This window comes from Chryseobacterium sp. RR2-3-20 (genome assembly GCF_017808115.1).
Lineage (GTDB): Bacteria > Bacteroidota > Bacteroidia > Flavobacteriales > Weeksellaceae > Chryseobacterium > Chryseobacterium oryzae.
Genome location: NZ_JADQBD010000021.1, coordinates 19,793 through 42,190, shown reverse-complemented (window position 1 = coordinate 42,190; position 22,398 = coordinate 19,793). Strand labels below are relative to the sequence as shown.

At 35.2% G+C, this 22,398-nt stretch carries 25 protein-coding genes and 1 pseudogene; 22 read left to right on the top strand and 4 right to left on the bottom strand.

Translation table 11 applies throughout. The features are described 5' to 3' along the window. Positions 1 to 303: IS3 family transposase (locus IV513_RS07190; RefSeq protein WP_209389928.1), on the bottom strand; the 303-nt coding region annotated here is incomplete at its 3' end. Positions 304 to 353: 50 nt separating this feature from the next. Continuing rightward, positions 354 to 620 (bottom strand): transposase, encoded by a 267-nt coding sequence (locus IV513_RS07185; protein ID WP_209389927.1) that lies wholly within the window; start codon positions 618 to 620, stop codon positions 354 to 356. A gap of 70 nt (positions 621 to 690) precedes the next feature. Here IV513_RS07185 and IV513_RS07180 point away from each other — a divergent pair, with 70 nt between their 5' ends. From IV513_RS07180 to IV513_RS07075, 22 genes and pseudogenes are all read left to right on the top strand, one after another. Continuing rightward, positions 691 to 2,028, top strand: coding sequence for a carboxylesterase family protein (locus IV513_RS07180; protein WP_209389926.1), 1,338 nt, complete (start codon positions 691 to 693; stop codon positions 2,026 to 2,028). Positions 2,029 to 2,129: 101 nt separating this feature from the next. Next, on the top strand, positions 2,130 to 3,446 hold the full coding sequence (locus tag IV513_RS07175; protein ID WP_209389925.1) for a phenylacetate--CoA ligase family protein: 1,317 nt from the start codon (positions 2,130 to 2,132) through the stop codon (positions 3,444 to 3,446). Beyond that, positions 3,447 to 4,532, top strand: a complete 1,086-nt coding sequence (locus IV513_RS07170) for a 2Fe-2S iron-sulfur cluster-binding protein (protein WP_209389924.1) — start codon at positions 3,447 to 3,449, stop codon at positions 4,530 to 4,532. It begins immediately after the preceding gene. Positions 4,533 to 4,607: 75 nt separating this feature from the next. After that, positions 4,608 to 5,546, top strand: a complete 939-nt coding sequence (paaA, locus tag IV513_RS07165; RefSeq protein WP_209389923.1) for a 1,2-phenylacetyl-CoA epoxidase subunit PaaA — start codon at positions 4,608 to 4,610, stop codon at positions 5,544 to 5,546. A 110-nt stretch (positions 5,547 to 5,656) separates the two neighbouring features. Further along, positions 5,657 to 5,938 (top strand): 1,2-phenylacetyl-CoA epoxidase subunit PaaB, encoded by a 282-nt coding sequence (gene paaB, locus IV513_RS07160; RefSeq protein WP_002981782.1) that lies wholly within the window; start codon positions 5,657 to 5,659, stop codon positions 5,936 to 5,938. 97 nt (positions 5,939 to 6,035) lie between these two features. After that, the gene (gene paaC / locus IV513_RS07155; RefSeq protein ID WP_209389922.1) at positions 6,036 to 6,785 is read left to right on the top strand and encodes a 1,2-phenylacetyl-CoA epoxidase subunit PaaC; all 750 of its coding nucleotides are present in this window, start codon (positions 6,036 to 6,038) and stop codon (positions 6,783 to 6,785) included. A gap of 42 nt (positions 6,786 to 6,827) precedes the next feature. Further along, a pseudogene (locus tag IV513_RS16060) lies at positions 6,828 to 7,180 on the top strand (four helix bundle protein). 27 nt (positions 7,181 to 7,207) lie between these two features. After that, on the top strand, positions 7,208 to 7,672 hold the full coding sequence (gene paaD, locus IV513_RS07145) for a 1,2-phenylacetyl-CoA epoxidase subunit PaaD (RefSeq protein WP_209389921.1): 465 nt from the start codon (positions 7,208 to 7,210) through the stop codon (positions 7,670 to 7,672). A 128-nt stretch (positions 7,673 to 7,800) separates the two neighbouring features. Then, the gene (locus IV513_RS07140) at positions 7,801 to 8,601 is read left to right on the top strand and encodes an enoyl-CoA hydratase/isomerase family protein (RefSeq protein WP_209389920.1); all 801 of its coding nucleotides are present in this window, start codon (positions 7,801 to 7,803) and stop codon (positions 8,599 to 8,601) included. Between the two features lie 82 nt (positions 8,602 to 8,683). Continuing rightward, the gene (locus tag IV513_RS07135; RefSeq protein ID WP_209389919.1) at positions 8,684 to 9,832 is read left to right on the top strand and encodes a 3-hydroxyacyl-CoA dehydrogenase NAD-binding domain-containing protein; all 1,149 of its coding nucleotides are present in this window, start codon (positions 8,684 to 8,686) and stop codon (positions 9,830 to 9,832) included. 79 nt (positions 9,833 to 9,911) lie between these two features. Continuing rightward, on the top strand, positions 9,912 to 10,223 hold the full coding sequence (locus IV513_RS07130; protein WP_209389918.1) for a hypothetical protein: 312 nt from the start codon (positions 9,912 to 9,914) through the stop codon (positions 10,221 to 10,223). A 41-nt stretch (positions 10,224 to 10,264) separates the two neighbouring features. Then, complete coding sequence (locus IV513_RS07125) at positions 10,265 to 10,489, top strand: hypothetical protein (protein WP_209389917.1); 225 nt, start codon at positions 10,265 to 10,267, stop codon at positions 10,487 to 10,489. Next, positions 10,489 to 10,902: a hydroxyphenylacetyl-CoA thioesterase PaaI gene (gene paaI, locus IV513_RS07120; protein ID WP_209389916.1), complete on the top strand. Its 414-nt coding sequence runs from the start codon at positions 10,489 to 10,491 to the stop codon at positions 10,900 to 10,902. Before IV513_RS07125 ends, paaI begins: the two co-directional genes overlap by 1 nt. Before the next feature lie 83 nt (positions 10,903 to 10,985). After that, positions 10,986 to 12,194, top strand: a complete 1,209-nt coding sequence (gene pcaF, locus IV513_RS07115) for a 3-oxoadipyl-CoA thiolase (protein ID WP_209389915.1) — start codon at positions 10,986 to 10,988, stop codon at positions 12,192 to 12,194. Positions 12,195 to 12,325: 131 nt separating this feature from the next. Continuing rightward, entirely contained in the window at positions 12,326 to 12,919 is a 594-nt protein-coding gene (locus IV513_RS07110) for a transferase hexapeptide repeat family protein (protein WP_209389914.1), read from the top strand. Between the two features lie 20 nt (positions 12,920 to 12,939). Continuing rightward, the gene (locus IV513_RS07105) at positions 12,940 to 13,767 is read left to right on the top strand and encodes an alpha/beta hydrolase (protein ID WP_209389913.1); all 828 of its coding nucleotides are present in this window, start codon (positions 12,940 to 12,942) and stop codon (positions 13,765 to 13,767) included. A 106-nt stretch (positions 13,768 to 13,873) separates the two neighbouring features. Then, positions 13,874 to 16,369 carry a phenylacetic acid degradation bifunctional protein PaaZ gene (gene paaZ, locus IV513_RS07100; RefSeq protein WP_209389912.1) on the top strand — a complete coding sequence of 832 codons (2,496 nt, stop codon included), beginning with the start codon at positions 13,874 to 13,876 and terminating at the stop codon, positions 16,367 to 16,369. 69 nt (positions 16,370 to 16,438) lie between these two features. Continuing rightward, positions 16,439 to 17,125, top strand: a complete 687-nt coding sequence (locus tag IV513_RS07095; protein ID WP_209389911.1) for an SMUG2 DNA glycosylase family protein — start codon at positions 16,439 to 16,441, stop codon at positions 17,123 to 17,125. Between the two features lie 80 nt (positions 17,126 to 17,205). Then, entirely contained in the window at positions 17,206 to 17,970 is a 765-nt protein-coding gene (locus IV513_RS07090) for an enoyl-CoA hydratase/isomerase family protein (protein ID WP_209389910.1), read from the top strand. A gap of 133 nt (positions 17,971 to 18,103) precedes the next feature. Continuing rightward, positions 18,104 to 18,607, top strand: a complete 504-nt coding sequence (locus IV513_RS07085) for a hypothetical protein (protein ID WP_209389909.1) — start codon at positions 18,104 to 18,106, stop codon at positions 18,605 to 18,607. 93 nt (positions 18,608 to 18,700) lie between these two features. Further along, a complete protein-coding gene (locus IV513_RS07080; RefSeq protein WP_209389908.1) occupies positions 18,701 to 19,213 on the top strand; it encodes a hypothetical protein in 513 nt (170 codons plus the stop codon). A gap of 145 nt (positions 19,214 to 19,358) precedes the next feature. Then, a complete protein-coding gene (locus IV513_RS07075) occupies positions 19,359 to 19,721 on the top strand; it encodes a DUF1304 domain-containing protein (RefSeq protein WP_209389907.1) in 363 nt (120 codons plus the stop codon). Between the two features lie 11 nt (positions 19,722 to 19,732). Here IV513_RS07075 and IV513_RS07070 read toward each other — a convergent pair whose 3' ends face one another. Next, positions 19,733 to 20,212: a thiol:disulfide interchange protein gene (locus IV513_RS07070; RefSeq protein ID WP_245168890.1), complete on the bottom strand. Its 480-nt coding sequence runs from the start codon at positions 20,210 to 20,212 to the stop codon at positions 19,733 to 19,735. Between the two features lie 25 nt (positions 20,213 to 20,237). Further along, positions 20,238 to 22,319 (bottom strand): TonB-dependent siderophore receptor, encoded by a 2,082-nt coding sequence (locus tag IV513_RS07065; RefSeq protein WP_209389906.1) that lies wholly within the window; start codon positions 22,317 to 22,319, stop codon positions 20,238 to 20,240. Positions 22,320 to 22,398 lie beyond the last annotated feature (79 nt).

Here is a 22,398-nt window from a genome sequence, read left to right as displayed (position 1 = left end):
TGTGACATTGGGATAAATGGGACGTAAAAGTGGCTCTTTTATCCTTGCAGGAAGACGTTTCTTGCGTTTGTTTCTTAGATTAAGTTTCATCGAAGTATAGATTCTGTAAACACGCTTATGATTCCAACCGAATCCTAAGTTCCGCAACCGGTGGTGCATCGTCCAAAATCCCCAAGTCTCGTGCTCTTCTGCAAGCAAAGCCAATTGTGCACGGATCTCATCATCTTTACTTTTACGTATTTTCCTGTAATAAAAAACAGAAGTTTGTAGACTGAAAACCTGACACGCCCTGCGAAAACTCATCTGATGAGTTTCTTTTGAATACAACACCAGATCCCGCTTTTCGCAAGGCGTCAAAGCTTTTTTTCTATGACATCTTTTAAAACTACATTTTCCAAAGTAAGCTCTGCCACAATTTTTTTGTACTGTGAGAGTTGCTTTTCCAGCTCTTTGAGTTGAGCTAACTGATGAGCTTCCATACCGCCATATTTGCTTTTCCAATTATAAAAAGTTCCTTGGCTAATCCCATGCTCACGGCAAATATCATTAACGGATTTCCCCGCGTTTTGTTCAGACAAAATCTTGATGATCTGAACTTCTGTAAATTTACTCTGTTTCATTCTCTTCCAAATTTAAAAACTATAATTTTAAATGATCCAGTTTTTGGGGAAGATTACAAAAGTATTTTATATGAAAGACCATCCAAACAGTGTTTATACATTTCATACTTCTCTTGGGAACATTCTTGCCTTTCAGGAAGATCATGTTTTAAAAATTAAAAATATTCGTTACGCACGTTCCGAAAGGTTCAAAATGCCTGTTCCCCAGAAAGATAACAATCCGGAACAACTTTTACATAAAACTCCGGTTTGTCCGCAAAAAGTGAGTCCTTTTTTAGACCGTTTAATTCAGAAAACCAATATAGATGACTTTCAACCTGACGAATCGCCTCAATATCTCACCATTACCCGCCCCGAAAATGTATCCACAGAAGATAAATTGCCTGTAATTGTTTGGATCCACGGTGGTTCTTATGAAGTGGGATGTGGAAATTTGCCAACTTCTGATCCTTCGGTTTGGGTGAAAGAACAACACGTTATGGTGGTTTCTGTTTCCTATCGGTTAGGTCTTTTTGGTTTCTTGGGCGGAACTGAAGACCGACCTGCAAATTTAGGTCTGTTTGATATTATTGAAGCATTGAAATGGATTCAAGCTCATATTGCAAATTTTGGCGGAGATAAAGATAATGTTACACTTTTCGGTCAGTCTTCCGGTGGAGATGCTATTGCCCATCTTATGATTTCTGAAGGCGTTGAAGGTTTGTTTCATCGGGCAATTATTCAGAGTGCTCCGCTTGGTTTCAGAAAAAAAAGACAGAAAATGTCACAGGAATTTTTTCAGAATACAGATTTTTTGAAAAATGAAAAAGATCCTTTAACCATGGTAGAAAAATATGATAGTTATTTGCCGTCATTTAGAAAATATGGCTTAAAAACTGCGATGCCTTTCTGTAGTCAGTATGGTTTTCCTCCATTGTGTACAGAAGAGGAAAGTGTAGATTTATGGAAAAAAAACGCTTCAAAATATGATGTTTTGGTTGGATATAATCAAGACGAAACAGCATTTTACATTAAAACAGCAGAAAAAGGCTTTTACACCTATCTTCATAAGAAAATTTTGGATAAAATGGTAAGTGTAACTACCAATTCTATTTACGCAAATCCTATTAATAATTTTGCTGAAAATATGGCGAGTGGCGGAGGTAATGTTTATCAATTTGTTTTGAGTTCAATTACCCAAAATCACAGTATTGGAGCTTCGCACTGTGTAGATTTACCTCTTATTTTTTCTAATGAATCTGCTTGGAAGAATTCAGTGCTTCTTAAAGATACTCCTTGGAGCAATATTCATCTTTCAGGAAAGAAAATTCGTGCTTTGTGGGCAGAGTTTGCAAGAATAGGAAAAATATCTAATGATTCTGAAAGACCTGAAATTTTGAAAGTTAACAAAGTGTGCTCCAACCATTAATTAGCTAATATTCAAAAATCTATGATAAAAATCATAAAAAATTTGTCAGATTAAAAAATCTTTTTAATTTTACACCTAACAAATGTTAGTTAGTTAATTATATGGATTTTTCAGTTGAATATTTAAAGCTCGACCAATTGAGACAGCTTCAATCTGAGCGATTGGCTAAATTGGTAGACTATCTTGGAGAGAAGTCGGAATTTTATAGAGGAAAATTTAATGAATCAGGAATATCTCCGCAAGATATAAGGTCGATTGAAGATATTACGAAACTTCCGATTACTTACAAGCAAGATTTAAGAGATAATTATCCGTTCGGATTGTTTACTGTTCCTAAGAATGAGCTTCAGAGAATTCACTGTTCTAGCGGAACAACGGGAAGACCGACAGTTGTAGGTTATGCAAAAGAAGATGTCGATTTATTCAGCGAAGTGGTGGCGAGATCTTTAAACGCAGCAGGAGCAAAACCGGGAATGCAGTTGCATAATGCTTATGGTTATGGTATTTTCACCGGTGGGCTCGGACTTCATTACGGAGCAGAAAAACTGGGAATGAGCGTTCTTCCTATTTCGGGCGGAATGACTTCAAGGCAGGTTGATTTAATTATGGATTTTCAGCCGGAAGTTCTCTGTTGTTCGCCTTCTTATGCACTTACCATCGCTGATGAATTTGCAAAACGTGGAATTTCTGCAGAAGAAATCAGTTTAAAATATGCCGTTTTAGGTTCAGAACCGTGGACGGAAATCATCAGACAACATATCGAAGAAAGATTGGGCGTTCATGCAACCAATATTTATGGTTTAAGCGAAATTATTGGTCCGGGAGTTTCTATGGAGGATTTTGAGGAAAAAGGTGGAGCTTATATTTGGGAAGATCATTTTTATCCTGAAATTTTAGATCCAATTACCAAAGAACCTGTTCCATTCGGTGAAGAAGGCGTTTTGGTGATTACAACTTTAACCAAGAAAGCCATGCCGCTTTTACGTTACTGGACAAACGATATTACAAGTCTTTACTATGATGAAAGCGGAAAAAGAACTATGGTTAAAATGAAACCCATTCTTGGAAGAGCTGATGATATGCTGATTGTAAGAGGCGTAAATGTGTATCCAAGCCAGATTGAAGAAGCGTTTTCTCATGTGGATGGAGTGGTTCCGAATTATTATTTAAAGCCAGTTGAAAAAGAACAGATGTGTGTTGCACTCGATATTGATGTTGAAATTGATAATGATTTTGTAGGAGCAAAAAAACTTGAAATTAATACCGACGATTATGCTATTTTTGTCGGAAACTTTGGGAAAAGCATCGAAAACGAGATTAAAAAGAGAGTAGGAATTACTACGAAAGTTAAAATTCACGCTCAGGACAGTCTTCCAAAATGTGAAGGCGGAAAAATTAACAGAATACTTAAAAAATAAATGAATTCATTTTATAAACTTAAAACTGTAAAAGTTCAGAAAGATACCAACGATGCTGTAAATGTAGCCGTTGAAATTCCTGAGGATCTGAAAGATAAATTCAGATTCAAGCAGGGGCAGTATCTTAATTTCCGAATGATGATTAACGGAAATGAGGAAAGGCGTTCTTATTCCATCTGCAATGCTCCGAGTGAAAAAAGCAACACGCTGGAAGTTTTGGTAAAATTACTCGAAAACGGAAAAGTTTCTGGGTATTTCAACGAACATCTTCACATGGACGAAATCCTTGAAGTAATGCCTCCAATGGGAGGTTTCAATACTTCGTATCACCCGACAAACGTGAAAACTTACGTTGGTTTGGCTGCTGGAAGCGGAATTTCTCCGGTTTTATCGAATATTAAGGAAAGTCTTTATCAGGAACCGAATTCAAATGCTTATTTGTTCTACAGCAACAGAAGCATGAATCATGTAATGAAAAAAGCTGAAATCGATAAATTGGCAGAAACTTTTAACGGAAGACTGAAAGTTGTCTATTTAGTAAGCCGTGAGAAACATGAAGATCCGATTTTTGAAGGAAGAATTTCTCCTGAAAAATTAGATCAGTTGTTCGAAAGGTACGCAGATATTGATGTGAAAGAATCAACATTCTTCATTTGCGGACCTTCGGAAATGATTAAAGGAATTGCAGATTATTTAAAGAAAGATAAAAAAGTACCGGCAATCCAGGTATTATTTGAATATTTTACCGCTCCGGATGAAGAAAATACGGAGGAAATGAGTGACGAATTCAAAGCTATTGCCAATATCGAAAGTATGGTAACGGTAATCATTGATGATGATGAATATTCGTTCCACTTAAATTCAAAAAAAGAGAGTATCTTAGATAAAGCATTGAAAGACAATCTTCCTGTGCCTTTCGCTTGTAAAGGAGGAGTGTGTTGTACGTGTAAAGCCGAAGTTTTGGAAGGTGAAGTTTTCATGGAAAAAAACTACGCGCTTACCGAAGAAGAAGTAGCCAGAGGTTATGTTCTTACCTGTCAATGTCACCCGACAACGAATGTGGTGATGCTTAATTATGATGTTTAAATTGTATTAACGATTTAATGTAAAACGTATTCATGAATACATAAATACTTTTTACATTTTACAAAAGACAAGAAAATGGATTTAGAAAAATTTGTACAATACGTACACAACGAAAATAAAGTAGAACCAAAAGATGTAATGCCTGATGATTACAGAAAACTGCTGGTTCGACAGATTTCTCAGCACGCCCATTCCGAAATTGTGGGAATGTTGCCGGAAGCCAACTGGATTTCCAGAGCACCTTCCTTGAGAAGAAAAATGGCTTTGTTGGCTAAAGTTCAGGATGAAGCAGGTCACGGTTTATACCTTTATTCTGCGACTGAAACATTAGGAGACGGAAGCATTAGAGCAGACAGAGATGCTACTTACGACGATATGTTGGAAGGTAAAGCAAAATATTCAAGTATTTTCAATTACCCTACATTGAGTTGGGCAGATATTGGTGCAATCGGATGGTTGGTTGATGGAGCAGCAATCATGAATCAGGTAATGTTGATGGGAAATTCTTATGGTCCTTATTCCAGAGCGATGGTGAAAATCTGTAAAGAAGAATCTTTTCACCAAAGACAAGGCTATGAAATTTTGATGGCGCTTTGCCGTGGAACAAAACAGCAGAAAGAAATGGCTCAAGCTTCTTTAAACCGTTTCTGGTGGCCGGCTTTAATGATGTTTGGTCCAAATGACGACAGTTCGCCGAACTCTAAAATTTCTATGAACTACAGAGTGAAAAGAGAAAGTAACGATAGTCTTCGTCAGAGATTTATTGATGTTACCGTTTCTCAGGCTGAATTCTTAGGATTAACCATTCCGGACAAAGATCTGAAATGGAATGAAGAAAGACAGCATTACGATTTCGGGGAACTTCCGTGGGATGAATTCATGGAAATCTTAAAAGGAAACGGTCCTGCAAACAAAAAGCGTATTGAAACCAAAAGAAAAGCTCAAAGAGAAAATTCTTGGGTAAAGGAAGCGGCAGCGGCTTTCGCTGAAAAACAGGAAAAAATTTCAATATAACAATATACCGATGTAAAAATGTAGCAATTCAATTGTTATTCTGAGCGAAGCGAAGAATCTCCTTATTGTTAAACTGGTACATTGATACATTGTTAAATTTAATTTTATTTATGGCAAATTTAGATATGTGGGAAGTGTTTATTCAGACTAAACCGGGATTATCTCACAAACACGTTGGAATTGTACAGGCGCCAACAGCAGAAATGGCTTTGCAGAACGCAAGAGACGTTTATACAAGAAGAAAAGAAGGAACTTCTGTTTGGGTTGTTCCAAGTAAATATATCGTGACTTCGGAAGGAGTTGACAAGGAAGCATTCTTCGATCCGGCTGATGATAAATTGTACCGTCACCCGACGTTCTACGAGATTCCAAACGATGTGAAAAATATGTAAATCAATTAATAAATTTGAAAATGTGCTAATTTGAAAATGCCATCACTGTGTTTTAATTTTCAAATTGCCTAATTCTCAAATTTTCAAATTACAACAAATGAACCCATTATATAATTATTTATTAAAACTAGCAGACGACAGTTTCATTATGGGACAGCGTTTGTCTGCGTGGTGCGGTGAAGGTCCTTATTTAGAGGAAGATATTGCATTAACAAACATCGCATTGGATGAACTTGGTCAGGCAAACAACTTTTATGTGTACGCTTCAAGAGTGATAGATAACGGAAAAACTGAAGATGATTTGGCATTTTTAAGATACGAACACGAATATGTAAACGCACACTGGACAGAGCTTCCCAACGAAGATTATGCACAGACCATTTTGAAAGTTTATGTTTTCGCTGTATATCAGAAATTGATGTATGAAGCCTTGTCAAATTCTACAAATGAAGAACTTTCTGCCATCGCCCAAAAATCTTTGAAAGAAGTAAGATATCACTATACTCACGCTGCGTCTTGGATGAAAATTTTTGCTCAGGGAACAGAGGAAAGTAAAAGTCGTTTGGTAAAAGCGATTGAAAATACCTGGGAATATACAAAAGGTTTATTCGCAAAGACAGAAGGGGAAGATGATTTGGTTGCTTTAAATATTGCTCCGAATTCAGATGTTCTTTACGAAGAATTTGTTGCGATTACACAGAAAGATTTTGCGGATTTCAAATTAGAATACCCTACAAATCCTTTCATGCAGCCAAAATCAAGAACAGGATATCATACAGAATATTTTGGATTTATCCTTTGTGAATTACAGTATATGCAGAGAGCGTATCCTGGTTGTACGTGGTAAATTTTTGAATGTAACCATATATCAATTTAATAATTTACCAATATGAATAATAAAAATGATAATTCAATAATTAGTAAGACGCTTCAGTTCTCACTAGATATTATTGAGTATTGCGAAAAATTAGATTCAGCGGGTAAATATGTTATTTCAAAACAATTGTTACGTTCAGCAACAAGTATTGGTGCAAATGTTCATGAGGCTCAAAATCCTTCAAGCAAAATGATTTTATTCATAAAATAAAAATTGCAGCAAAAGAAGTTGAGGAAACAAAATATTGGTTGTATTTGTGGGAGCATTCGAAAAGTTATCCTTTTGAAGAAAAATTGAAAAATCAAATTTTAGAGATTTCTAAAATTATTTATAAGATTTTGAGTACTAGTATTAGTCCAAAATAAGAATTGTTAGATTGATAAATTATTACATTGGTAGATTTATTAAATATATTAAAACTCGTTCCCGATCCGGAAATTCCGGTAATCAATATTGTGGAATTGGGCATTGTAAGAGAAGCGAAAATTACCAGCGAGAATTCTTGTGAAGTAACCATTACGCCTACTTATTCTGCCTGTCCTGCTATGTTTACCATTGAGGAGGACATCATAAAAATTATGAAAGAGAATGGTTGGGATGCAAAAGTAATCACCAAAATGTTTCCCATTTGGACAACAGATTGGATTACGGATGAAGCGAGAGAAAAACTTCGTGCTTACGGAATTACACCTCCCGAAAAAGGAGCAGATGAACATCACATCGGGAAACCGAAGAAATGTCCGCGTTGTGGTTCTATGAATTCAAAACAGATCAGCAGATTCGGATCTACTTTATGTAAAGCTTCATATCAATGCTTAGACTGTTTAGAGCCATTTGATTATTTTAAATGTCACTAGATTAATGTAACAAACGAGCAATATAAAAATGTAAAAATTTTGAATGCGGCAAATATTGTTATACGGGTAAACTGATATATTGCTATATTTTTATACGTAAATTTACATTAATTATAAAAAGTAAAACTATGTACACACAACTTGACATCGAAACCCACTTTGAGGGAAAGCTGAAAATTGCTTATCTCAATCATCCGGATACCATGAATGCCTTAACTAAGCCTTCGTTAACAGAGTTAAAGGAATTTGTAAATGAATGCAGTAATGATCCCATCGTAAGATGTGTTGCGATTTCAGGAAGAGGAAGAGCGTTTTGTTCGGGTCAGAATCTGGATGATGCTTTTGTTCAGGGAAATGATCATCAGGATCACGATATTATCCGAAAAATTGTGACCGACTATTATAATCCTTTGGTGCTTGAAATTACACGTTGCAAAAAACCTGTTGTTGCATTGGTAAATGGTCCGGCTGTAGGAGCAGGAGCGATGTTAGCATTGATTTGCGACTTTGTTTTAGCCAATAATAAATCATATTTTGCTCAGGCATTTTCAAATATTGGGTTAATTCCTGATACGGGTGGAACCTATTTCTTGCCTAAATTATTAGGAAGACAATTGGCCAATTATTTAGCATTTACGGGTAAAAAATTATCGGCTGAAGAATCAAAATCTTATGGTTTGGTAGCAGAAGTTTTCAGCGAAGAAGAATTCAATTCAAAATCTATGGAAATTTTGGAGAAAGTATCTAATATGCCTACAATTGGCTTAAAACTAACCAAAAAAGCTTTTGCCAACTCTTACAATAATACTTTAAAAGAACAGCTTGAATTGGAAGGAGATTTACAGCAAAAAGCTGCAGAAACAGAAGATTTTAAAGAAGGTGTAACTGCCTTTTTAGAAAAAAGAAAACCTAATTATAAAGGAAAATAAATAAACTTGTACAATGTGAAAAGTAAAATGTACAACGTACACATACAATACTTTTTACATTGTACATTTTACATTATACAACATGAAAAATGTAGGAATCATCGGTGCCGGAACCATGGGAATAGGCATTGCACAAGTGGCCGCAACGAACGGATGCAAAGTTTGGGTTTATGACGCCAACGCAAAACAAGTAGAAACGGCAACTGTAGGTTTGGAAAAAACATTAACCAAACTTGTTGATAAACAAAAAATTTCGGCAGAAAAAATGACTGAAATTTTAGCCAATATCTCCATTGCTACAGAATTGAAGGACTTCAAAGAATGTGAACTCATCATTGAAGCCATCATCGAAAATAAAGAAATCAAAACCAAAGTATTTACAGAACTGGAAAACCACGTTTCTGAAACTTGTGTAATCGGTTCCAACACATCATCTATTTCCATCACCTCTCTCGGTGCGGAATTACAAAAACCGGAGCGTTTCATCGGGATCCACTTCTTCAATCCGGCTCCATTGATGCCTTTAGTTGAGGTTATTCCTTCTTTATTAACAGAAAACTCTTTAGCGGAAAAAATATACAGTTTGATGAAAGACTGGGGTAAAACTCCGGTTATTGCCAAAGATATTCCGGGATTTATCGTGAACAGAATTGCACGCCCATATTATGGTGAAGCATTGAGAATTGTTGAGGAAAATATCGCCACGGTAGAACAGGTTGATGATGCGATGAAAACAATCGGCAACTTTAAAATGGGACCTTTTGAACTGATGGATCTTATTGGAGTAGATGTGAATTTTTCAGTCACCAAAACGGTTTACAACGAATATTTTTACGATCCGAAATACAAGCCGTCCCTTCTTCAGCAAAGAATGTCGGAAGCCAAACTTCACGGCAGAAAAACAGGAAAAGGTTTTTATGATTATTCTGATAAGAAACAAGAATCAAGAATCAATAACCAAGAGTTTGAAAAGAATGATGAATTATATCCACAAATATTCTTGAGAATTATCTCTATGTTGATAAATGAAGCGGTTGAAGCAAAAAGATTAGGCATTGCGAATGACGAAGATTTGGAATTAGCAATGCAGAAAGGAGTAAATTATCCCAAAGGATTGTTGGTTTGGGGAAAAGAAATCGGATATGCAAAAATCTCTGAAACCCTTCAAAATCTTTACGAAGAATATCAGGAAGAAAGGTATAGACAAAGCCCATTACTTCGTAAAATGTAACAATATACCAATCTAACGATGCAGCAGTTCTTCTTATTCATTGGTAAATGCCTCATTGTTACTTATTAGATTAAATGTCATGGATATAGAATCATTCCGAACAGAATTGGAAATAAGGCTGAACATTGAAAAAGAATATTTAATTCAGGAACTTTCTTCAATAAAAGATGATCAGGAAAAATTAGAATTATTGGGAATTTTCAATGAAAAATATAAAGAATTGGTTAAAAGAATCGCCCATGAAGAAGGGATTAATTTAGCCGGTTTTTATCAGAGCGAAAAATCATCAGATTCTGGAAATCTTACCTATGAACAGTTAATTTTGGGTAAAACCATGAGTATTTACGATCAATTGGCAGATGAATTATATGAACAAATAAACAATTCTTAGCTTAAAAACATTTAAAAATTATGCTGAAAAGAATTTTTACAATGAAAAACTTTCTCAGATCTATAGTAACTGCGGCTATTTATGTTGTTGGTTTCGCCCTTGTAAAACTTTTCTTTTATTGTTTGGGTTGGGATGATGAGAAAAGTATCAACATATATGGCTTTTTATTTTATTTCGTCTTTATTTTTTTAGCATTCTTCATTTTAGACGGAAGAAATTATACATGGAAAGATGTAATGAGATTTAAAAATTTAAATAAAAGATAATGAATCCGAAACAGGTTGTAGATTACATGATGGAGAAAGACTATTTCTCCCAGTTTTTAGGAATAAAAATTATTGATATTAAAGAAAACTATGCATTAATTGAAATGCAAATCACCAAACAAATGCTTAACGGTTTGGGAACTGTTCATGGTGGAGTAACCTTTGCTTTTGCGGATTCAGCTTTTGCTTTTTCTTCAAACAATGACGGAAATGCAGCCGTGGCGTTAAGTGTAACCATAAATTTCACAAAGGCTGGAAGAGAAGGAGATATTTTCAGAGCTGAAAGTATTTTGGTAAATAATACCAGAAAAACAGCGATTTACGATATTAAAATTACCAATCAGAATCAAGAATTGGTGGCGAAATTTGTTGGAACTGTTTATAAAATCGGAAAAAAGGTTACAGAATTATAAATCAGATAAAAGACATCAGAGGTAAGATATTAGATTTAGAAATGTCTGTTGTCTGAAATCTATCATCTAAAATCTATTGAAAAATGAACAACGTATACATTATAGATTACATCAGAACACCTATTTCAAAATTATCAGGTGGTCTTTCAGAAGTAAGAGCAGACGATTTGGCTGCTATCGTCATTAAAGAAATCGTAGCAAGAAATCCTGAAGTTCCTGTTGAGGAAATTGAGGATGTTATTTTCGGATGCGCCAATCAGGCAGGTGAAGATAATAGAAACGTAGCCAGAATGGGACTTTTGTTGGCTGGACTTCCCTATAAAATCGGAGGCGAAACCGTCAACAGATTGTGTGCTTCGGGAATGTCGGCGGTGGCGAATGCATTCCGTGCGATTGCTTCAGGTGAAGGGGAAATCTATATTGCCGGTGGAGTAGAACACATGACGCGTTCGCCTTATGTGATGTCAAAACCAAGTGCGGCTTTTGGGAGAGACAGCCAGATGTTTGATACGACTTTCGGATGGAGATTCATCAATCCGAAAATGAAAGAAATGTACGGCGTTGACGGAATGGGAGAAACGGCCGAAAATTTAGCAGAAATGCACAGCATCAGCCGTGAAGATCAGGATAAATTTGCGCTTTGGTCTCAGCATAAAGCGACTAAAGCACAGGAAAACGGTAGACTGGCTGAAGAAATTGTAAAAGTGGAAATTCCACAAAGAAAAGGAGAACCGAAAGTTTTCGATAAAGACGAATTCATCAAACCTACTTCCACAATGGAAGGTTTGGGAAAATTGCGTCCGGCTTTCAGAAAAGAAGGAGGGACAGTAACAGCTGGAAACGCTTCCGGAATGAATGACGGAGCAGCAGCATTAATTCTTGCCAGCGAAGAAGCTGTAAAAAAATATGATTTGAAGCCTATTGCCAAGATTTTAGGATCAGCTGTTGCCGGTGTAGAGCCTAGAATTATGGGAATCGGACCTGTTGAAGCAACTCAAAAAGTTTTAAAAAGGGTAAATCTTTCACTGGAAGATATGGACGTCATTGAGCTCAATGAAGCATTTGCTGCGCAGGCTTTGGCAGTAACAAGAACGTTAGGTTTAAAGGATGATGATGCGAGAGTAAATCCAAACGGAGGAGCTATCGCAATCGGTCACCCACTCGGAGTTTCAGGAGCAAGAATTGTTGGTTCTGCCGCTATGGAACTTCAAAAACAAGATAACAAATATGCCTTGTGTACGCTTTGTATCGGTGTCGGACAAGGTTATGCAATGGTGATTGAAAAAGTATAGCTTTTTCAATAATATAAGAATCTGAAAATGTATCAACGTAACAATTCTTGTCATGCTGAGCTTGTAGAAGCATCTCATTGGTAAACCCTTAGATTGATACATTGTTAAATTAAATTTCCAATAAAAATTTTATGAATATCTACTCATATCACGGAATTCGCCCCATCATTAAGCCTTCCGCTTACGTTCATCCACAAGCGGTGATTATTGGCAATGTGGAAATCGGTGAAGAAGTTTATATTGGTCCGAATGCAGTAATTCGAGGCGACTGGGGTAAAATTATCGTGAAAGACGGAGCCAATGTACAGGAAAATTGTACACTTCACGTTTTTCCGGGCATTGAGACCATTCTGGAAGAATCGGCGCATATTGGTCATGGAGCGATTATTCATTCCGGACATATTGGTAGAAATTGTTTGGTTGGAATGAACGCCGTAGTGATGGACAAAGCAGTAATCGGTGACGAATGTATCATCGGTGCTTTAGCTTTTGTTCCCGCAAATTTCAAATGTGATGCAAGAAAACTGATTGTTGGAAGTCCGGCAAAAATCATCCGTGATGTTTCCGATGAAATGATAAAATGGAAAACAGAAGGAACAAAATTATATCAGGAATTGGCAAGAGAAGGAAAAGACGCTATTTTACCTTGTGAACCTTTTACGGAATATGTTCAGCAGATTCCTACGAAAGTTGTTGATTACAGCATTTGGGATGATGTGAAATAAAATTGATTTCAAAATTTAATATGCTTAAAAAACTCCTTATTTTTTGTAGTATTCTCTTTACATTTCAATCTGTAGTTTTTGCTCAGACGGGAAATGTAAAACCCTTAACTATTGGAGAAATCAGAACCATACATTCTAAAATTTTAAATGAAGACCGAATTTTAAATATTTATCTTCCACAAAATTTCGATAAAACAAAATCTTATCCAATAATCTATCTTTTGGATGGAAGCATGAATGAAGATTTTATTCACGTTACGGGTTTAGTGCAATTTTTCAATCAAATGTATTCTATGCCGGAAACGATTGTGGTAGGAATTGCCAATATTGACAGGAAAAAGGATTTTACTTTTCATACTGATTTAAAGGATTTACAGAAAGATTATCCTACGACAGGACATTCGGACAAATTCATTAGTTTTTTGGAGAAAGAACTAAAACCTTATATCGAAAGTCAGTTTAAAACAACCGATAAATACTTATTCGGACAATCTTTGGGTGGACTTTTAGCCACTGAAATTCTATTAAAAAAACCTGAACTATTCAATAATTATTTTATCATTAGTCCGAGTTTATGGTGGGATAATGAAAGTTTATTAAAACAGGCTTCTCAATTATTAACTAAAATTCCGGATACCAAAAAATTCATTTATATTTCTGTCGGAAAAGGAGAACATCCGGTGATGGTAAAAGATGCAGAAAATTTCTTTGATGTTTTGAAAAAAGCCAATAAAAAAAATTGGACTTTAGAATATAAAATGATGGAAACAGATAACCATGCAACGATTCTTCACAGAAGTTTGTATGAAGGTTTGGTGAAATTGTTTCCGTATCAGGAAGTGAAATAAAATGTAACAATATAACAATATAACAATGTAGCAATCTCAAAAATTATTTTTAAATATTGGTAAACTGTTACATTGATATATTGGTAAACTAAAATATAAATACTATATGCAAAAGTTAAAAAACTATATCTACGGCGAATGGATAGAAGGCTCTGGAAACGGAATTCCTTTATACAACGCTGTGACGGGAGAGCAGGTTGCTGTCTCGGATACTGAAGGTCTGAATTTTGAGCAGACTTTGGATTACGGAAGAACAGTTGGTTACAAAAATCTTTCATCCATGACGTTCTACGACCGTGGGGAAATGCTGAAAAAGGTAGCTCTTTATCTTCTCGAAAGAAAGAAAAAATATTACGATTTATCTTATAAAACAGGAGCAACTCATGTGGATTCTTGGGTGGATATCGAAGGAGGTTTCGGTACTTTCTTCACATATTCTGGTTTGGCGAAGAGAATGCTTCCCAATACTCCGTTTTGGGTTGATGGGGAAACTCAGAAAATTTCTGCTAACGGAACTTTTTTGGGTACTCATATTTTAACGCCAAGCGAAGGGGTTTCAGTACAAATTAATGCGTATAACTTCCCGGTTTGGGGAATGCTGGAAAAACTTTCAACTTCATTATTAGCGGGTGTTCCGTCAATTGTGAAACCTTCTCCGTTTGGTTCTTATTTAACCAATGCAGTTTTTCAGGATATGATTGAAAGTGGTGTTCTTCCTGAAGGAGCTGTTCAACTGGTTTGCGGTGAACCTGGAAATATTCTGGATTATGTTCAGGATGGAGATTCTGTGTTATTCACAGGTTCTGCGACAACAGGTAGAAAATTAAAATCTTTGCCATCAATTGCAGGAAATGCGGTTCGTTTCAACATGGAAGCCGATTCTTTGAACTGTTCTATTCTTGGGTTGGATGCAAAACCGGGCACGCCGGAGTTTGATCTATTCATCAAAGAAGTCCGCAATGAAATGACGACCAAAGCCGGACAAAAATGTACCGCAATCAGAAGAATTATCGTTCCTGAAAACTTAATCGGAGATGTTCAGGATGCTTTATCTAAAGCATTAGATCAGACCAAAATCGGAAATCCGTTAAGGCGAGAAACAAGAATGGGTTCTTTAGTCGGAAAACAGCAGTATGATGAAGTTTTAAGAAAAGTAAATTTACTGAAAGCTGAAACAGAACTTATTTACGATGGACAACACGAATTGGTTGATGCCAACTATGAAAACGGTGCATTTATGAGCCCGAAACTATTCTTAAATGATTCTCCATTCACCAAAAATATTTCTCATGATGTTGAAGCTTTTGGTCCGGTTTCTACGTTGATGCCTTACAAAGATGCGGAAGAAGCTGCAGCATTAGCAAAAAGAGGAAAAGGAAGTTTGGTTGGTTCTATCATTTCTCATGATGAAAAATTTGTTGCCGAAACTTCATGGAAAATGGCTTCTCAGCACGGTAGAATTTTCGTGTTAAACAGAGATAATGCCAAAGAAAGTACGGGTCACGGTTCGCCACTTCCTACTTTGATGCACGGTGGCCCGGGAAGAGCCGGAGGCGGTGAAGAAATGGGCGGTTTAAACGGTCTTCATTTTTTTCTTCAAAAGACCGCAATTCAGGGTTCTCCGGATGTTTTAACGGCAATTACTAAAATTTATCAGCAGGGAGCAGAGAAAAAATATTCAGACAAACATCCTTTCCAGAAATATTTTGAAGAAGTTGAGGTTGGAGATTCTTTAGAAACAGCTGGAAGAACGGTAACTGATGCAGATATCGTGAATTTCTCTAATGTTTCCTGGGATCATTTCTATGCCCATACTGATGCGACCAGCTTAACCGGAACGATTTTCGATAAAACAGTGGCTCACGGATATTTTATTCTTTCTGCAGCGGCGGGATTGTTCGTTTCGGGGAAAAAGGGACCTGTTATTGCCAATTACGGGTTAGAAAACTGCTCATTCTTTAAACCTGTTTATGCAGGAGATACGATTACGGTTTACTTAACGGCGAAAGAAAAGATCAACCGTGGGGTGAAAGGCAGAAATATTCCTTCTGGTGTTGTAAAATGGCTGGTTGAAGTGGTGAATCAGAGAGATGAGGTTGTTTGTGTAGCTACCATTTTAACATTAGTGGCAAAGCAGTCTCCTTTTATGGATTTGAATGTTAGAAATATTCAAAAAACGTTGCATAATTTAACCGAAAAATCTGAGCGTACATTTGGGGAACTTTCTCCACAACTGATGGTTGAACATTTGGAAGAGGTCATGAAAAATGGCTTTGGAAATTTAAAATCTGAAGATTTTGAAGAAATTCCTGCAGAAAAACTTGAAAAGCTTCAGGATTGGCTGTACACAGATCAAAAGATAAAATTCGGTGCCAAATATCCACTTTTGAAAGACGGGGAAAGTCTGCAGCCAAAATATAAAAATCTGGATGAGGCAAAAGCAAAATTGCTTGATACCATAAAAGAATTTAAAGTTTATTATAAAGAAAATCCTTTTGCAGAACATTATCATCCAAGATTCGGAATGCTTAATAAAGAAATGATGGAACTTTTCCAGCGAAAGCATTTTACACACCATTTTGAGCAGTTCGGATTGATTTAAATTTAAATAAGCGTAAATACAACAATGCAGCAATTAAATTTTTTGCTGCATTTTTTCTATCTTAATCGTATGAAAACATTCGGGGAAAAGGTCATTGAATTTAACAGCAAATTACATTATTCGGGAAATCTTTCCAACGATTTTCAGGTTTTAAATCCTTACTTGGATAATCCTGAAACAATGACCGTTATGGAAAAGTTTTACCATCATTACTATAACGATACTGCGCAGAGAAAATTTATGATTGGGATTAATCCGAGCCGTCACGGAGCAGGAGTTACGGGAGTTCCGTTTACCGATACCAAACGTCTGGAAACCGTTTGCGGAATTAAAATGAAATCTGCATACACTCATGAAGTTTCATCCGTTTTTGTATATGATATGATTGCACAGTACGGCGGTGCCGAAGAATTTTATAGGGATGTTTATATCAATTCTCCGTTTCCTCTCGCAATTGTGAGAAAATCGAAAGGCAGTTGGGTAAATGCCAATTATTACGATGACAAAGAACTTTTCAAAGATGTAAAAGATTTTATGATGGATACTTTGAAAAAGCATATTGACCTAAATCTCAATACTTCTGAGGTTTTGGTTCTTGGAAAAAAGAATGCAGAATTTATTTCAAAACTAAATCAGGAAGCCCATCTTTTTGAAAAAATGACTGTATTGGAACATCCAAGATATATTCAGCAATACAAATCAAAAGAAAAACAGTTTTATATTGATAAATATATTTTAGCTTTAAAAAAAGATTAGGAGAAAGAAATTTTTCTCCATTAAATTTTTTTACCGAACAATTGTTAGTATTTTTGTTTGAATTCAATATCAGATAAGAAATGAGTGATTTTGTAACATCAGAAATTAAAAATAATATTTCCGAAATTACTTTCGGAACCTCGAAAAGTAACTCGCTTCCGGGAGCTATTCTGGAAAAATTGGCGGAAACAATTTTAGAAGAAGGTGCCAAAAAAGAGGTAAAAGCAATCCTTGTAAAAAGTGCAGGTGAAAAAGCTTTCTGTGCAGGTGCAAGCTTTGATGAACTTTTAGAAATTGAAGAATTAGAGAAATCTACAAAGTTTTTCGGAGGTTTTGCTAAGGTTTTGAATGCTATGAGAAACTGCGGAAAAATTGTGGTGGTAAGAGTTCAGGGGAAAACAACCGGTGGAGGCGTAGGCATTGCTTGTGGAGCAGACTATTGTTTTGCAACAAAAGACTCTGCTTTGGCTTTAACGGAGATTAATTTAGGAATTGGACCTTTTGTAATAGGACCTTATGTGGAGCGAAAAATAGGTAAATCTCAGTTTGCAGCAATGGCTATAGACGCAGATTTCAGATCAGCAGATTGGGCAGAACAGCATAATATTTATCATTCGGTTTCACCTACAATTACTGAGATGGACTTAAAACTAGAGCAGTTTTTAACCACTCTTTCTTCCCGTAGCGAAGATGCTTTAGCTTTAATTAAAAAAGTTTCCTGGGAAGGAACGGAGCATTTTGCTGAATTAATGCCTGCAAGAATTCACATGAGTGCAAGTCTTATTTTAGAAGAATCTGCAAAGAAAAATATTCAGGTGATAAAAGAGAAATTAAGAGCAAAGTAAATTTTTATTAAATAATTGTGATAGAACAGCATTTCAGATTTGAATGCTGTTTTTTTGTTTGGGAGAGATTGTAAATGGAATAATTTTAGTATTCAGATTCTAAAAAAACGGTCAATTAAGAAAACTATATAAAATGAAAAAGTCAGTATTATTAATTATACCTTTATTGTTGGCTTCATGTACAAAACAAAATACAGAGGTTAAAATAACAGATAAAGATTCTCTTTCAGGAGAAACCCATTCAGCTGTTAAGCCAAAAGATTCTGTGGCATCATCTGAAAATCGAGATTCATTAAAAGTTTCAGCAACCAATAAAATGGGAGAAGCCGTTAAAATTATTGATGCAGAGAAACTTCCAAGCACTATAGATCAAACATTTGATGATAAAATTCAAAAACTCATCATTAGAATTCCCAATTATAGTAAATCTAAACTTCATGGCGTGATTACTCCAAAAAATAATAATATGAATGTAAGATTTAATCAGATTAAATTATCAGACGGAACGTATGATGGTCCTTTTGGTAGAGATATTTCTTATGATATAAAGGGGAAAGGCGAAATTTGGCTTATTATAGGTAAAGATCTTATGGCTGAAGGAGAAAATACAGGACAATTCTCAGTTACGATTGACTAAAGTGGTATAATTTCTGCAAAACTCATTTTAGATTTAATTTGCAATTATCTTAAATTAAGAATTGCATCAACTTTAATTTTAAATATTTAAGATATGAAAAAGATAGTATTAATAGCCACTGTCTCATCTATAGCACTGGCAAGTTGTGGTGCAGTACAATCTATTGTACAGAATACTTTTCCTTACACCTCCAATTTCTTAGTTTCTACAGGAGTTCCCGCTAATAAAGAAGTTTCTTCAACATCTACGGCATCCAATGTTCAGACTTGGGTAGGCGGAAATAATAATGCACAGATTAAAGATGTAAGAATTTCCGAGGCGAAAATCTCTGTAGTTTCTCCTACAAGTGGAGATTTAAGTGCGTTGAAATCTGTAAAAGTCTATATCTCTTCCAACGGAACAAGCGAAAAACTGGTAGCATCAAGAAGTGATATTTCCACCAATTCTTCAAGCTTAAATTTAGACCTTAATGATAGCGGGTTTTTAGATAATATTGTTAAAAGTTCAGGACTTTCTGTAAGAACAGTTTATGAATTGAAGAATCAGACTTCTTCGGATATGAATATCAAAGTTTCACTTAATTTCAGCAGTGTTCCTGCAAGATAATTTTATTTCAATCTCAAATAAAAAAATAGCTTTTCAGAAAAATAGGAAAGCTATTTTCATTTTTAATGATAAAAAATGTAAAACGATCTTATTCCAAATTGACATTTAATTTTTAGCTTTACATTTCAAAAAAAATTCGATGTAAATGGAAATTGTTGCCAAAATTTTAATTGCCGTTGTTGCATTAGAACATCTTTATATACTTTGGATGGAAATGTTTGCATGGGAAACCAAAGGAAAAGAAGTTTTTAAAAGTGCTTTACCTCCCGAAATGTTTAAACCCACAAAAGGTTTGGCGGCAAACCAAGGCTTGTATAATGGGTTTCTGGCAGCAGGATTATTATGGTCATTTTGTATTGAAGACTCTAAATGGCAGAGTAACATAGCTTTGTTTTTTCTAGGATGTGTAGCAGTTGCCGGAATTTATGGATCTTTATCTGCTAAGAAAATATTTTTTGTTCAGGCTTTACCTGCAATTCTGGCAATTATTGCGGTTTTGCTGAAGTAGTTTTCGGTTAATTATTTATTTTCGGAATAAATCTGGTACCAATTTTTTAGATTTTCTTTTAAAATTTCGGGGGAACAAAAACCTTCATGATAGTAAACCAATGTTCCTTCTGCGTCTAAAATAATCCATAATGGGTAAATGGGAAGATTTTTATTTTTAGATAACGCTATTGCCAACTCGTGAACTCCTGAATTTCCATTGGGCAAATAATTATATTCTTTCCCCTGAAAAATTATTTTTTCTTTTGTATTTTCTGCATCAAAGTTAATGAAGCATAAGTGTTTATTAATTAAAGATATAAGTTCTTTATCTTGATTAATTCTGAAATAATCCATTTTACAAACCGAACACCATTTTGTATAAATCCTGAGTATTATTGGCTTCGGATTTTTTTTATGCTGAATTTCAAAATCCGAAATATCCAAAGTTTTCATCTGAGAAAAACAAATCCCTGAAATGGAAAGTGTAAGCATAGTTATAAGTTTCATCATAGCTATTGGTTTAATTTTTTCTGAGCTACTTCAAAGTATATTTTATGCCTAAAAATCCTCGTATTTTTTGCATAGGAGCATAGCCGTAAGTGGTGTCAAAAGTATATCGGTTTGGGTTGTTTATAGGATCATTTATATTTCTGTCAAACGGATCAAAAGGCCTCATGATAGGGTTTTTCGGTGTAAAGTTGAAGAGGTTTTTAATGCCACAATATACTTCAAAGCCAGATGGAAAACTTTTTGAAACCTGAATATTTGCTAAAGAATACCATGGTGAGTATTCTGGTCTGTAATCATTTACCAGAATGGGCAATCTCATCGGTCCATACCATTGTCCTGTAAAATCTATTGCAAGATTATTGCTGAATTTGTAGGTAATATTATAGGTTCCGCTCCATTTTGGTGCGTGTAGTTGCTGCGATTTTTGTCTTTCATCATCAAATTTCTGATATACATCAACGTAAGTTAATCCTAAATTGATACTTAAAGGAAAACTGAAAATAAGATCTGTATTCAAAGATAATCCTCGTGAAATTCCGTATCCGTTTAGATTATTGTAAATAATTTTTTCGGGATCAGAATCAAAATCACCAACAATTTTATTGCTAAAATAGGTGTAAAAGGCAAAAGCATCAAAGTTAATCAATTGATTTCCTGCAGGAATTTTCCACATATAATTCAGATTTCCGTTTACAGATCTTTCTGGTTGCAAATTAGATTGAATTACTACTTCTCGTGAACCTGTGAGTGCAGCGTGATCTTCAGTAAATAAATTCACCACCCTGAAACCTGTACCAAAATTAAATCTAAAGGTATGAAATGGATTGGGCGAATATTTCCATGCTAATCTCGGCGAGTGTACACTGCGATGTATATTATCATAATCTAATCTGTAGCCGATGAGCAATGTGTTTTTTTCGCTGATTTCCCATTGATCCTGAATAAAACCACCAAAAATCGGAGATTTCATAGGTTGATTTGTAAATCCGTCTGCAGATAATGTTCCGGGTGTATTATCATCATAAAATGTATTCTTGAAGGTAACCCCAAAAAGTAAACTATGGTTTTTTATTTTTTTGTCCCAATAAGTTTGTATAAAACTGACTTTCTGTTTGGCGAGATAAGGATTGATACCATAATACGAATTTTGATCGTGATAATTATAAGAAAACTGAATCATTATATTTTCTTTTACAGGAAATTGGTACAGCCCAAAAGCTTCCAATCGGTTGGTATATATGCTTTCGCCATATTTTTTCTCGCTTCCGCGATAAGACTTATTCCACTGCATTTCTCCGCCAAAGCGGTCTTCATACAAGTATCGTAATGCAAAACTTGCAGATCGGCTGTTTTTTCGTCTGAAGTTCCATTTGTTGAAAACAGAAATTCGATTTTGCAATGCGGAATCTGTAAAGTTATCTTTGTTTTCATCATATCTCTTGGTAGCATTAAAATAATTTAAGCTGATAATAGAGGCCGCATTTTTGGAGATATTCAGCTTTGTGGAAATATCGAGATTATTTTCGCTCCACGAGGTAGTCATTATGTCTAAACTTAGCTTTGGCGCTGTTAATGCATTTTTTGTTATGATATTTATAACTCCACCCATTGCTTCAGAACCGTAAAGCGAAGAGGCGGGACCTTTTACCACCTCAATTCTGTCAATCAGGCTGTTGGGAATTCCGCTCAATCCATAAACAGTAGAAAGAGAACTTACAATAGGCATTCCATCAATTAAAATCATGGTGTATGGTCCTTCCAATCCATTAATGTGAATATCGCCTGTATTACAAACCGAACAATTTAGTTGAGGTCTTACGCCATTTATCATTGCTATAGCTTCAAAAACATTTGGAGTAGGATTTTTCTGGAAAAATTTCTGGGTGTAAATTTCTACAGATACCGGACTCTTAGATTTGCTGATAGGTTTTAACGTTCCTGTAATAACCATATCGTCGATATATTTTGTTGTCATTATATTTTTTTGCTCTGTTGTTGTAGCAGAATCCACTTTTTTGTAAGAATCTTTGGTTATACTGTCTTTTTCTTGTGCTGGAATTAAATAGACGGAACTTATTAAAATTGAAAATATAATTATTTGCCTCATGAAATTTAAATTGTTAGAGAAATCTAACAAATATTTTTAGAAATTCAAAACTTAGATATTGGAAAATCTTTTTCAGACA